The 14226-nt window shown below is 32.8% G+C and carries 9 protein-coding genes and 1 pseudogene; 4 read left to right on the top strand and 6 right to left on the bottom strand.

From position 1 onward, the window contains the following. Positions 1-149 precede the first annotated feature (149 nt). The 5 genes and pseudogenes from ACN1AG_RS05695 to ACN1AG_RS05675 form a co-directional block, all read right to left on the bottom strand. A pseudogene (locus ACN1AG_RS05695) lies at positions 150-632 on the bottom strand (IS110 family transposase); the annotation flags it as partial. A gap of 618 nt (positions 633-1250) precedes the next feature. Continuing rightward, a complete protein-coding gene (recF, locus tag ACN1AG_RS05690; protein ID WP_417904654.1) occupies positions 1251-2333 on the bottom strand; it encodes a DNA replication/repair protein RecF in 1083 nt (360 codons plus the stop codon). Positions 2334-2726: 393 nt separating this feature from the next. Beyond that, entirely contained in the window at positions 2727-4064 is a 1338-nt protein-coding gene (gene radA, locus ACN1AG_RS05685) for a DNA repair protein RadA (protein WP_417904653.1), read from the bottom strand. A gap of 496 nt (positions 4065-4560) precedes the next feature. After that, positions 4561-7941, bottom strand: coding sequence for a transcription-repair coupling factor (gene mfd, locus ACN1AG_RS05680; RefSeq protein WP_417904652.1), 3381 nt, complete (start codon positions 7939-7941; stop codon positions 4561-4563). 12 nt (positions 7942-7953) lie between these two features. Beyond that, positions 7954-8223: a succinate dehydrogenase assembly factor 2 gene (locus ACN1AG_RS05675; protein WP_417904651.1), complete on the bottom strand. Its 270-nt coding sequence runs from the start codon at positions 8221-8223 to the stop codon at positions 7954-7956. Between the two features lie 171 nt (positions 8224-8394). Here ACN1AG_RS05675 and ACN1AG_RS05670 point away from each other — a divergent pair, with 171 nt between their 5' ends. The 4 genes from ACN1AG_RS05670 (at position 8395) to ACN1AG_RS05655 (ending at position 12759) form a co-directional block, all read left to right on the top strand. Next, positions 8395-8778 carry a rhodanese-like domain-containing protein gene (locus ACN1AG_RS05670; protein WP_417905601.1) on the top strand — a complete coding sequence of 128 codons (384 nt, stop codon included), beginning with the start codon at positions 8395-8397 and terminating at the stop codon, positions 8776-8778. Continuing rightward, the gene (dnaA, locus tag ACN1AG_RS05665; RefSeq protein ID WP_417904650.1) at positions 8763-10172 is read left to right on the top strand and encodes a chromosomal replication initiator protein DnaA; all 1410 of its coding nucleotides are present in this window, start codon (positions 8763-8765) and stop codon (positions 10170-10172) included. Before ACN1AG_RS05670 ends, dnaA begins: the two co-directional genes overlap by 16 nt. Positions 10173-10712: 540 nt before the next feature. Then, the gene (gene clpX, locus ACN1AG_RS05660) at positions 10713-11975 is read left to right on the top strand and encodes an ATP-dependent Clp protease ATP-binding subunit ClpX (RefSeq protein ID WP_417904649.1); all 1263 of its coding nucleotides are present in this window, start codon (positions 10713-10715) and stop codon (positions 11973-11975) included. Between the two features lie 511 nt (positions 11976-12486). Then, positions 12487-12759 carry a hypothetical protein gene (locus ACN1AG_RS05655; protein WP_417904648.1) on the top strand — a complete coding sequence of 91 codons (273 nt, stop codon included), beginning with the start codon at positions 12487-12489 and terminating at the stop codon, positions 12757-12759. A gap of 62 nt (positions 12760-12821) precedes the next feature. Here ACN1AG_RS05655 and ACN1AG_RS05650 read toward each other — a convergent pair whose 3' ends face one another. Beyond that, positions 12822-14177: a class I SAM-dependent methyltransferase gene (locus ACN1AG_RS05650; RefSeq protein ID WP_417904647.1), complete on the bottom strand. Its 1356-nt coding sequence runs from the start codon at positions 14175-14177 to the stop codon at positions 12822-12824. Between the last annotated feature and the right edge of the window lie 49 nt (positions 14178-14226).

Raw genomic sequence — 14226 nt, 5'->3', positions numbered from 1 at the left:
AAGGATTAGTAAAAATAGCAGACATATATACACTACGAAGAGCAATTAATGTATGAATTCACAGAAATGCAATTTATACATATCCAAAATCTTGTATTAGTTATAGCTAAAGCATTTTTACTAATCCTTATCCCGAATTGACGTATTTCCTCGAGATATTTCTTGGCCTTCTCGGATGCAACTTTTGTTCTGCATTGATTAGCATGTATATCTTCTTCTATATTACGTTCTATGCTCCTTAGAGATTGTAATTCTTCTTGTATAACAGAAATTATTTGGTCTCCTTTCTCATCATTAGCAATAAAAGCTGCATATTTCTCAAGTAATAACGCATCCAATTTATCAGTCTTAGCAAAATGGTTACAGACCTTGGCAAAAGCGTGAACTCTATTAGGATGAGCTCTATGCACAGCAAGCCCGGCTTGTTGCAACATCCTCATAACCAAACGTTCATAACCGCCAGTAGATTCCAAAACAGTAAGCACAATATTTCGAGAAGCTATTTCTGATTTTATAAAATCAGAAATAGCTTTATCTGTATTTTTAATCTTACAATGAATATTGTTCATAGATATATCAAGCGTATTTTTTGAAACATCTATTCCCATAAATATCTTGCTTTTTTCAGTCATTTGCTTTACCTATAATTAGTGGTTGTTTTGCAAAGTTTTGATACATGATTGTAAATTCGATCTCTAAAGGATCATCCTACCGTTCGTATTATACTTTGCGATTCAAGGAAGGAGTGCACCAAGATTCCCTCGGTCTTTAAAGACCAATCTAAATTAAACGGCGTCACTCCTTCCGACCATATTAACTCCATATTGAGCTAATATTCAAGATACAATCTAAAGAAATAGACAAAAATGGTGCTTTAAACATTCTATATCCCAGCTTTCGCTGGGATGACATAATGGCGGTGACATCACCCCTAATGGGGATGATTACTTGAGCCTACTATTAATTTATTACATCAATATTTGAGGTTAACTTGTTACATCGAACTTGCGGGATACATATAATCCCAATTCGGGATAAGAATTAACTAATTCTTATCCCGAATTGGCTTTAATATAAGGAAAAATGCATTCTTAAAGCGGCTAACGCGAATGCATTTTAAACCTTTCTAAAGCTAAAAACATGATTTTAAAAGATTAAAATCATGTTTTTAGCAAAATATTAATTTAACAATCAGATGCAGAGCCGCTTCAAATCTGATTGTTAAATATTAAAATAAGAGAAATTTCATCCTATAATTTTATTAATTCTGCTTTTTTTGTTAAAGATTCTATGCCATTTAAGTCAGTTGCAGTCACCCATAGCTGTAATCCTAATTCTAGAAAGAAAGCAATTAAGTACTGCCTCCTTTTGTTATCAAGATGTACAAAAACCTCATCTAACAGTAAAATAGGCATAGCAATGTTTTCTTTAATAGAATAATTAACTTGGGCAAGTATTATGGCAATGAGCATAGCCTTCTGTTCACCGGTGGAACAGTATTTAACTAAGGCATTTTTTTCTCTATGAATAACTACAAAATCACTTTTATGCACTCCAAAATTAGTTCTATTAGATATCTTATCACGAACACGAGACACCATTAACTCATTTTTTATAAAATCAATATCTATTTCAGAATTTCTTAATATTATATCTTCTATAACCCCATTAATCGATAAAATAGCTTTAGGAAAATCATTATCCAAATCATTGATAGCTTTTTGCATATGCTCTAAAATTTTTAGCCTATTAATAGCGATCTCAATTGATAATTCCGCCATTTTTTCTTCAACCACTCTTAGCCAATTTGTATCCACTTGGTCTTGTGCTAGTATTTTGCTACGTTCATACATGTAATATTCGTATTTACTAACTATTCCTGCATGCGATGGATTAAAGTTATAAACAATCCTATCAAAGAATTTACGCCTATCGCTAATACCGGAAGAAAAAATACCTTCCATTTGGGGTGTAAGCCAAATCATAGCAGAGAACTTACTTAGTTCATTATTTTGTATTTTAACACCGTTAAATTCCGTAAAACGTCTATTAGATTCACGCTTTAAATTCGTTGAAATTTCAACTAAGCCAAGTTTACTGTGTAATAATGCATACGCTAAGCAATGATCTTCTCCCCTTTGACAAATATCATCTAATTTGGCTGATCTCAAACCTTTACCAGGTGAAAATAGTGATATTGATTCTAGAATGTTAGTTTTTCCACTACCATTCCCCCCTATTAGTATAACAGGATTATTACCAGCACTAATATCTAAATTCTGAAAATTACGATAATTTAGTAATTTTAATTTTTGTAGGTAAATATTATGCATAACTTATTTGAAATAGTGAGAGAAAAACCAAATCAACCCAATTAGTACTACAGTTGTAGTACTAACGTCAAAACGATGTCTTACATCAATACTTGAGGTTATATTATCTAAATTAACCATATAACCCTAATTCGGGATAAGAATTATAATTCTTATCCCGAATTAGCTGTGATATAAAGAAAAATGTACTCTTGAAGCGGCTGACGCGAGTACATTTTAACTTTTTTATCGTTCAATAGATGATTTTAATAATTAAAATCATCTATTGAACGCAAATGATATTTTAACAATCAGGTGTAGAACCGCTTCAAACCTGATTGTTTCTATATATACAGCCGAATTTGGGATAACTTGTTATCCCGAATTCGCGTATATACAGTATCTCTATTTTAACTATATCAACTCTTTCAATTCTTTTATATTACTAATTGGGCAAATTAGGTTATTACTTAACTTTTCAAGTTTGGAGCAAATTAATTTATTGAATCCTAATTTCGTTGCTTCTTTTATTCTCATTTCTGCTGCATTGACTTTTCTTATTTCACCAGATAAACCAATTTCTCCAAAAAAAACACTATGTTCTAGCACAGCTTTATTATTTGCTGCAGAAATTAAAGCAGCTGCAACAGCTAAGTCTGAAGCTGGTTCTGAAATTTTAAGCCCACCAGCAACAGTTAAATATACTTCCTTAGAAGTTAAGTTAAGACCAAACCGTACATTAAGTACAGCTATTATCATTGATAATCTATTTAAATCCCATCCTACAACCGAACGTCTTGGCATTGGCATATTGGAGGGAGCAATTAATGCCTGAATCTCAATTAATAACGGTCTAGACCCTTCAATTCCAGCAAATACCGTTGTTCCGCTAACATTTTTATCCCTTTTCATCATAAATAGCTCGGAAGGGCTAGAGACTTCCATAAGACCACTAGCAGTCATCTCAAAAACACCGATTTCCCCTATTCCACCAAATCGATTTTTAATAGAACGCAAAATACGAAAATGACTATTATGATCACCTTCAAAATATAGTACGGTATCAACAAGATGTTCGAGTAACTTAGGACCAGCTAATTGCCCATCTTTTGTCACATGACAGCTCAGTAAAATAATAATATTATTTTGCTTAGCATAGCTAACCAATTCATTAGCACAGGCCCGAATCTGCGAAATAGTACCAGGTGGTGATGATAGTGTGCGAGTTACCATTGTCTGAATTGAATCGATTACTACCAAATCAATATTGTTCTTATCAGCATCAATAGTTGAGATAATATCTTCGATATTAGTGGCAGCTAAGATAGATGTTGTTTCATTATTAAGGCCTAATCTTAAGGCTCTTAGCTTTATTTGGTCAATGGATTCCTCACCAGTTACATATAAGCAATTCATTCTAATTTTATCACAAAAAGAACTTGCCACTAAGTGTAATAATAAAGTTGATTTACCAATGCCAGGATCACCACCAATTAAAATTGCCGAAGAGGAAACCAACCCGCCACCCAACACCCTATTTAATTCATTTATAGGCGTAGGAGTACGTAATGATTCCACAACAACACCATCAAGTTTTTGTATTTGTTGTTTATTGCCTAACCTAACTTGTACTTGACTAATTACCTCTTCCTCAATCGCTCCCCATAAGCCACAATCAAAACATTGTCCTGCCCATTTTGATGTACTATTACCACAATTTGTACATATATATTGCTTTTTAATTTTACTCACTTTCCTAATTTTTATTCCTAGTTAACCTAGTACTACAGTTGTAGTACTAACGTCAAAATGATGTCATCCCAGCGAAAGCTGGTATCTAAAAATGTTTAAGCACCTAATCCTCGCTACTTCTTTAGACCCCTGCCTACGCAGGGGGGACATCCGAAAGGGCATGGATCACAACTTTCAACAGTTATGGACATTAACCCTAGCAGGGATGACATAATGACATCCTATATACCCCAATTCGGGATAAGAATTAGTTAATTCTTATCCCGAACTGGCTTTAATATAAGGAAAAATGCATTCTTAAAGCGGCTAACGCGAATGCATTTTAAACCTTTCCAAAGCTAAAAACATGATTTTAATCTTTTAAAATCATGTTTTTAGCAAAATATTAATTTAACAATCAGATGCAGAGCCGTCTCAAATCTGATTGTTTCCATAATTCCCCCGAATTTGGGATAAGAATTGACAAATTCTTATCCCGAATTCGCGTTATATGGTATTATGCCACCAATAATTGCTCCAACAGACTATTCGCTTCCTCTATAATATCCTTTCCTACCAATGTTTTGGTAAATACTAACTTAGTATCCGGTTTTATTTTGGTTTGCTGAGGATATTTTATAACAAAATTTCTAATCTTATCAGCTATATCTGATTCTTTATAAAATTTTAAAACAAATCCTCGATCACCAGAGTCTAAATTTTCAATATTAAGCTTACTGCATTTATGCTTTATTTTTACTATATTAAGTAGATTATTAAACTCTGATGGGATAGGACCAAAACGATCAACCATTTCGTCCTTAAAATTTTCAATATCTATATCATCAATTAAATTTCCAACTCTTCTGTACAAACTTAGTTTAAGAGCAGAATCTGCAATATAGTTATCGGAAATGAAAACAGGTAATCCCAAATTAATTATTGGAACAAAAGCTTTTGGCTGCTCAATAACTTCATCCTTAAGAATTGCTATTTGTTCATCTAACATCTCCTGATAAAGTTCTACTCCTACTTCTTTAATCTGTCCAGACTGCTCTTCTCCTACCAAATTGCCAAAACCACGTAAATCCATATCATGGCTGGCAATGGTAAAACCAGAACCAAGAGTACAGCTACTCTGCATTATTTCTAGACGTTTTATTGAATGTGCGGTCATTTTCTTATAATTAGCTAAGGTTAAATAGGCATAACCTCTGACTTTACTTCGTCCTATCCTACCCCTGAGCTGATATAACTGACTCAAACCAAGCATATCAGATTTATGAATAATCATTGTATTAGCTTCAGCAATATCTATACCTGACTCAATTATTGTGGTAGAAACGAGTATATCAAACTTACCATCACAAAATTCGCTCATAATCTCATCTACTTTGGCAGCTGGCATTTGACCATGAGCAACTTTGTATTTTAGTTCAGGTACAACCTCCTGTAAGTATTTCTCTATATCCGGGATGTCTTTAATTCTAGGCACTACACAGAAACTTCTACCGCCACGGAAACGTTCTCTAAGTAAAGCATCTCTAATAATCACCGGATCAAACGGCATAACTGTTGTCCGAACTTCTAGCCTATCAATTGGTGGTGTGGCAATGATACTAAGGTCTTTTAGCCCTACCATAGACATCTGCATTGTACGAGGAATTGGTGTTGCCGAAAGAGATAGAACATGCATTGTAGTTCTTAGTTTCTTTAAATGTTCCTTTTGAGCAACACCAAAATGTTGTTCTTCATCAATTATTAATAATCTGAGGTTACTAAATTCTATATTCTTACTCAGCAAGGCATGTGTACCAATTATTATATTAGCTGTACCATTTTTGATTTGTTCTTTAACAATTTTAGCCTCACTATTGGTAACTAGGCTAGATAATTGTACTATATTCAGCCCTAAATCCTTAAATCTTTTACGAAATCTTAAATAATGCTGCTTACCCAGAATAGTAGTTGGTACGACAATGGCTACTTGAGGAGGGACGTCACAGTTTGATTTAGCTACCATAAAAGTTGCTCTTATGGCCACTTCAGTTTTTCCAAAACCAACATCACCACAAATTAATCTATCTATTAAAAGACCTGAGTCAAAATCTTTTCTAATATCATTTATGGCATTTAATTGATCTTCAGTTTCGGTATATTTAAATCTCTGACAGAATTTGTCATATTCTTCATGATCAAACTCTATTGGATTAGTTACAGTTAATTTCCTCTTAGCGGCTATTGCTAATAATTGCTCGGCAATTTCTGTAATACGATTCTTGAGCTTAGCCTTACTTCTTTGCCAGCTACTGCTACCTAACTTGGCCAGCTGTGCTTCACTACTACCATATTTCTTAATTAGCTCTATATTCTCAACAGGAATATATAATTTATCATTATTCTCATATAAAATTTTTAGGAAATCATGAGCTTTGCCTTTAACATCTAGTGTTTCAACATTAAGAAATTGACCAATACCATGATCCTTATGAACAACTAACTCCCCTTCACCTAAATTATCTAATTCCATTAGAATGTTTTTAAGCTTACGTTTAGCACCTTGCTGGCGAACGTTTACCGCACTTTTCCCTAAAATATCGTGAGCTGCAATAAACAAATATTTATCACTATAAAATCCTTGACTAAGCTGGACATATGCAAGATTTATCACACCAATTTTTGCCTGTTGTAGATTGTCTATCTCGATATATTCTCGTGAGTAGCTATTTATCAAGTTCTTCAGTCTTTCCAAATTACTTTTAGACTGACAAAAAATAATTGGTATTTTAGTATTATTGTTCTCTATGATCTCAAATAGTTTATCAAAAACTGTCTTATCCTCAATAAAACTAGTTGCAATAATTTTTTCTAATGAATATGCATAAGATGAATCTTCAGGACTAATTAAAATATTCTTATCCTGTTCTAGTAAAGTTTGTATTTCCTGACCGGTAAAGTAAATCTGCTCAGGAGGCAATGCAGGATAGAATGTGTTTAATTTAATTTTATTAGACTCAATGCGGGATCTGTAAAGATCTGTATAATTATTCTCCTGCTCAAGAATTGATTGTAACGACAAATTATCATAAATAATAATAGGATCATCTAAATAATTAATTAAGCTACTGAAAGAATTATAGAATAAAGGAGATAAATGTTCATATCCTTGAAATTTTTTTCCTTCAATTACTGATTCATATAAAGGGCTATTCACGTAATTAACACCAAAAGCTTTTAGGTAATTATCTCTAAAATTCTTTATTGTTTCTAGATTTAATATTACCTCACTGGCAGAATTAATTATTAGCTCCGTGCAGCTATTAGTAGAAATTTGGCTATCAATATCAAATTCTCTTATTGACTCTATGTGATCCCAACTAAAATTAATACGATATGCCTTATACCCTGGCAAAATTATATCTACTATCTCTCCTCTTACTGAAAATTCACCACTATCAATGCTACTACTACTCCTTGTAAAACCATTATGTACTAGGAACTCAGCGAGCTTGCCCGCTGAAAGCTTCATTTTATTATGTAATTTCAGAAAAGACTTAACTAGGAATTCCGAAGGCGGTAATTTGCTCAGTAAATTCACAGCATTAGTAACTACCAATTTTTTTTCATTATTAGTTGCTAAATAACTTAGTGCATTAGCTCTTTCTGATAGAATGTTAGACTGCGGTGAAATGCGATCATATGGTATAGTATCAAAACTAGGAAAATATAATATATTACTAGTCTTAATGCTTTGTGCAAAAAATAATAACTGTTTATGGCTATTAATTGCATCATCTTCACTGGCAAAAATAAGTAAAATATTCTTGGTTGGTTTATTTGAGAAATACTCATTAGCAAAAAAACTTTTTGCACTGAGTGGCAGCGGTTGTTGTATCATTGTTTATTAAGCTTATAGGCGGTTAATATCAAAATTAAGTATTTGTAACATCACTTTTGAATTTAAATGAACAGGAGGAGTTGTTTTATTGGTAATCCAATCATAAATATCTATATCATTTTGATTAAGTATTAAAGCAAAATCTGTTAAACTATCTATATCCATATTAGCAAGAAATTGTTCAGCAAATTTACCTAATATTAACCCGGTTTCTTTGCAACCACGATTTTTGCTTTGGTGTAGTAATTTTTTAGCTAGGAATGCTTTTTTTAAATAGTCCATATTGATAATCTTACAAAAAAATATCATAATATGATTCAGATAGTTTGACAATTACCAAATATAAAATATAAAATGTAAACTGTATATAACTAGTATATACTCAAATTTAATTAGTCTAAATCTTGTCCTTATTCAATAAATTTTAATATATTCAAAAAAATGCAGACGCCTATAAGTATCAAAAATATATCTTCCTTAAAAGCTTATAAGTTGCTAGAAATGGATGAGTGTACCATTGTTGTTGATGTTAGAACTGCTGAAGAATGGCAGAAAATAGGTATTCCAAAGCTTGATAAAGATCAAGTACTTTTTCTTAGCTGGCGTTTATTGCCTGATATGTCATTAAATCGTGAATTTAACAACCAGTTCATGTCGAAAGTCAGTAATAAAAATAATGTATTATTCCTTTGCCGTTCAGGTGCACGATCTCATGAAGCGGCCTTGTGTGCTGGTGGTTTAGGTTATACAAACTGCTACAACATCATTGATGGTTTTGAAGGAGGAGCTAATGGAGCTGGTTGGAAACAAAATAATTTACCATGGCAAGTTCTGTGAATACTAACCAAAATCAATTGACTGTAGGAAAGGAAGTAGCTCATTATAGAGATATTTGGCAGCATGTTTGTTCTGATCTTAATAAACATTACGGTGAGTCTTTGTATAAAAGTTGGTTCAGTAAGATTAACTTTCTAGAAGCTTCTACTACTACTGTTATACTTTCTACACCAACAAATTTTATCCGAGATTGGATAAAATCAAGATATGCACGTGCTATATTGCAATCTTGGCAGTCCTATGACAAAGATATTAAATCAATTGAGATAGTTACTAAAGAATTACTAGAACAAAATCCAAATATACCTGAATATTTAGCAAAAATTCCATCAATAAAAGAAGGAATGGATATCAATTCCGAAGGCATTTTTTCAGCATTAGACTTACGATTTACTTTTGAAAATTTTGTAGTTGGTGGACCAAATGAGTTAGCATATGCAGCCTCTAGAGCAGTTGCTGAATCAGAAAGTGCCGTAGCTGAATCTAACCCCTTATTTTTGTATGGGGGTGTTGGCCTTGGTAAGACACACTTAATGCATGCTATTGCTTGGTATATAAGACATAATAACCCGACTCGCAAAGTAATTTACATGTCGGCAGAAAAGTTTATGTATCAATTCATCAAAGCACTTCGTAATAAAGATGTTATGTCCTTTAAAGAAGAATTTCGTTCAGTTGACGTGCTAATGATCGATGATATTCAATTTATATCCGGTAAAGATAGTACTCAAGAAGAGTTTTTCCATACTTTCAATGCTTTGATTGATAATAATCGTCAAATGGTTATATCATGTGACCGTTCACCGTCAGATTTAGATAATATTGAAGATCGGATTAAGTCCAGGCTTGGTTGGGGATTGGTTGCAGATGTTCACAGTACTACTTATGAACTAAGATTGGGTATCTTAGAATCTAAGCTTGAACAGATGAATATTCACATACCTAAAAATGTTGTAGAATTCTTGGCATCAAAAATAACGTCAAATGTCAGAGAGTTAGAGGGGGCTCTTAATAAAGTTATCGCTCATTCAACTTTAGTTGGTAGGGAGATAACTTTAGAAAATACCCAAAATATCTTACGTGACTTACTACGTTCCAATGAAAGAATTATAACGATTGAAGATATTCAAAGAAAAGTAGCTGATCGTTATAATATTAAATTTTCTGATATGTCTTCTCCTAGACGTATTCGCTCAATAGCTAGACCAAGGCAAGTAGCTATGTATTTAAGTAAAACATTAACCCCAAAAAGCCTTACTGATATCGGTAAGAAATTTGGTAAGAAAGATCATACTACAATAATGCATGCCATCAAAAAAGTAGAAGAATTATGTGAAATTGATGTAGAATTTCGTGAGGAACTTAGTCTGTTAATGAAGATATTGCAAAACTAGATTACTATGAACTTAAAGAAAATCACGTTTCCCATAATAGAAGTATTGCCTTACCCCAATTCGGGATAAGAATTAGTTAATTCTTATCCCGAATTGGCTTTAATATAAGGAAAAATGCATTCTTAAAGCGGCTAACGCGAATGCATTTTAAACCTTTCCAAAGCTAAAAACATGATTTTAATCTTTTAAAATCATGTTTTTAGCAAAATATTAATTTAACAATCAGATGCAGAGCCGTCTCAAATCTGATTGTTTCCATAATTCCCCCGAATTTGGGATAAGAATTGACAAATTCTTATCCCGAATTCGCGTGCCTTGAAAATATATTAGACTTACATAAATAATTTATCTATATTAATTAGATGTATATAAGTAATCTGAGTTTGATATAAAACATTAATTTAATAGCCTAGGTGTCATCCCTACTCGCAGAGGTGACATAGTGGATGGGTAAGGGGAGAGAGACTATTAAATCGATGTCTTACATCGAATTGAGGTTATATAAGCTATATTAAACTCATAAATTAAAAAAGTGGAATCATGTCAGGGGAAGTTGAAAAAAAAGAATTAAACTGTTCTTTTTGTGGTAAAAATCAATATGAAGTAATAAAATTAATTGCTGGACCAACAGTATTTATTTGTAATGAATGTATTGAACTTTGCCGTGATATTATAAAAGAAGAGACTAAAGTAACTCTTAAACAAGTTGCCTCTTCAATTCCAACACCACAAAGAATTTTTTCTACTCTTAATGATTACGTAATTGGTCAGGATCAAGCAAAAAAAGTCTTATCAGTTGCGGTATATAATCACTATAAACGATTAGAATATATCGAGTCAGGTAATAATGATGTCGAATTAAATAAATCAAATATCCTAATTATTGGATCTACTGGCTCTGGTAAAACCCTTTTGGCACAAACCTTAGCAAAAATTCTTGATGTACCTTTCACTATGGCAGACGCCACTTCTTTAACCGAAGCTGGCTATGTTGGTGAAGACGTTGAAAATATCTTGCTAAGATTATTACAAGCAGCAGACTTTAATATAGCTAAAGCCCAACGAGGCATTGTTTATATAGATGAAGTAGATAAAATAGCTAGAAAATCTGAAAACCCTTCCATAACAAGAGATGTATCGGGAGAAGGAGTCCAACAAGCATTACTTAAAATCATGGAAGGAACTATTGCTTCTGTTCCCCCCCAAGGTGGCAGAAAACACCCGCAGCAAGATTTTGTTCAAGTAGATACTTCCAATATTTTGTTCATATGCGGTGGAGCTTTCATGGGGATAGATAATATCATTAATGCCCGTACTGCTCAAAGTTCGATTGGTTTTGCAGCAAATGTCCAATCAAAACAAGAAAAAAACCACAGTGAAATACTCAAGTCATTAGAAATTGAAGATCTAGTAAAGTTTGGGTTAATTCCAGAATTCATCGGTAGGCTTCCAGTAATAGCAACTTTAGATGATCTAGATAAAGCATCTTTGGTGGCAATTTTAACTCAACCAAAAAATGCTGTTATCAAGCAATATCATAAACTATTTGAGCTAGACGATGTTGAACTATCAATTGATCATGATGCTTTAGAAGGAATAGCCGAGAAAGCACTGGCACGAAAAACCGGAGCTAGGGGGCTTAGATCGATAATTGAGACACTGCTACTTGACAGCATGTATAATGTTACCAATCTGAAAAAAATGCATGTACATATTTCAAAAGATGTCATAGATGGCAAAGCTACCCCCATAGTTACACCAAAAAACTACGGAAAAGCTACTAAAAAACGTATCGCGGTTTAGCAGGATAATTTAAAAGTCGGACTGCAAGCCTAATAGATAAAGGAAAAAGTGCTTAATAACCTGAATTCGACATAAAAATAATTATTATTCTAAGCCCCTTCGATGTTACCCCTGCGTAGGCAGGGGTCTAAAAAAGTAGCCAAGAAAACTATTTAGACTTTTCTAGACCCCTGCTTTCGCAGGGGTGACATCCACCCTAATAGGGATGATACTGATAACAAGTTATATCGAACTCAGGTTTAATATGCACTCGATGTCATTCCCGTGCAGGTAGCGGAATCTAAAAAAATAAGCCTGAAAGACTATTAAGTAATATAGATCCCGCACCGAAGCAGGGATGACATCGGTAGTGGTTAAACTTGTATCTATAGCAACTAACGATTGTGATTTTTAAATTACCCTGTGGTTTAGGGTAAAGAATTTGTTAATTCATTTCCTAATTAACAGTTGATATTCTTTTTACAAATAGTTACAATTCTCTTTATATTTCAAAATTAATAGAGGATTATATATGATAAATAATGATAATGATGCAAGAACTATTCAAAGCATAATAAACCGGAATTGTTTGCATCCCGACTATGCAGCAGCTTTAAAAACCGCCCTTATGAATTTCAGAAACAACGGTGGTAATAATTTGAATGCTAACGATAGGGCAGAGGGTAATGATTTAAATGTTAACAACCAAAATGTTGGCAACTTTACTACTACAGAGGTAGCTAGTCTTAATACACCTGATGCCACACTACCACTAGCAGGAGAAGCCGAACATCCTACAGAATAACTACAATACTACCTCTTCAAGAGCTGTAAAAACAGCTCTTGAAATTAGCTATAAATGTCAAATTAGTTAAAAAGTTTTACTGATTTGTCATGAAGCAACATAATTCCCGTAGTAAAAAATGGGGCGAATATGTTCTTTACTTCCAATAATAAGCTTTCGTTACTAATTTCTTGTTGCAACTCTTCTCTAATTAAATCAAAGATTTCCTGCAGACTTTTACCACCATCTATCATTTGTTTAAAAACACATTTGGTATAATTAGAAATTGGTATAGTAATATTGATATCCTTTAATAATGAATTATTTAATGTAAAGTTAACAATATTGCCAGCTACTAAAGCATTAGTTTCTATATGATCATAAATTTGTTTAGAAATAGCCCCAGTAATACCATAAAAATATGGTATATTATCCAAATTATCAAGACTAGCAATAGTATCTTTTTGATTAGAAACAAAAAAACTGTGTTTAATAATATTTCCAACAATTAATTCACAAATTGCTTGCTGTGTTATGATATCCATCCTCTTAATTTTCTGCAGAAGAGAAAAATCACTAATATAATTTTCGATCCTTAGAGCTAATTTTTCGCTAACATCAGAAAATTCCACAAAATTTAAAGCTGCATTATGAATAAATTCATATAATTCGGGAATAGAATAAGCCCTATCCTGTTTATGCAAAAACATGTCATATAAACCTACATCACCGAAAACAACATGGTCACTTAGCAGTTCTTGCCCACGTATATACCAATTAGTTGCAGGGAAACCAGCCATAACAGACTTGGTATTCATTATTTCTTCTATCCTATTGCTAACACCCTGGTTTACCATTTTCATGATATCTTGTACCTGATATAATCCAGTACGACCATATTTAGCATAAACCATTATGTTAATTGCTCCCTGATCAGAGAGAGAATCCTTTAAGATCTTTAAACCATTGGGAGGGTTTTTTAAATGGTGCAATACTCCTATACAATTAATATAATCAAACTTACCTAAATTAAGCTTTGGAATATTTAAAATAGAATCATATACCCATTTAATATTGGTAAGACCACGTTTTTCAGCACGTTTTTGGGCAATTTCCATGCTAGGCTTGCTAAAATCTAAATACACCACTTCAGCATTTTTATCTTTTAGTTGCTCTGCCATATATATAGCAGAATCACCAGTACCACCACCGGCAATTAGCACCCGAAAACCTGAATTAAAATCCTCTTTACCTTTATATAAATAATGATTTAACTCACCCAAAAATTCACCGCTAATTACCAGCAATCTTTTTGTTTCATCTTCAGGATCTCTATAAGGATAGGGGTAATCTTGATAATGCTCTTGAACTACAGCTAAATCACCAGTTTTCTCAATGGGAACATGGCTATTTGTTTTAACTTGTTTAGATTTTGACATGGGGAATTTACATTATACTTGGAGCTGATAAAAAACTTATAATTATAAC

The sequence above is a fragment of the Candidatus Tisiphia endosymbiont of Micropterix aruncella genome (genome assembly GCF_965178575.1).
Classification (GTDB): Bacteria; Pseudomonadota; Alphaproteobacteria; order Rickettsiales; family Rickettsiaceae; genus Tisiphia.
The sequence above is the reverse complement of the archived record's forward strand: the minus strand, read 5'-3'. Positions and strand labels throughout refer to the sequence as shown.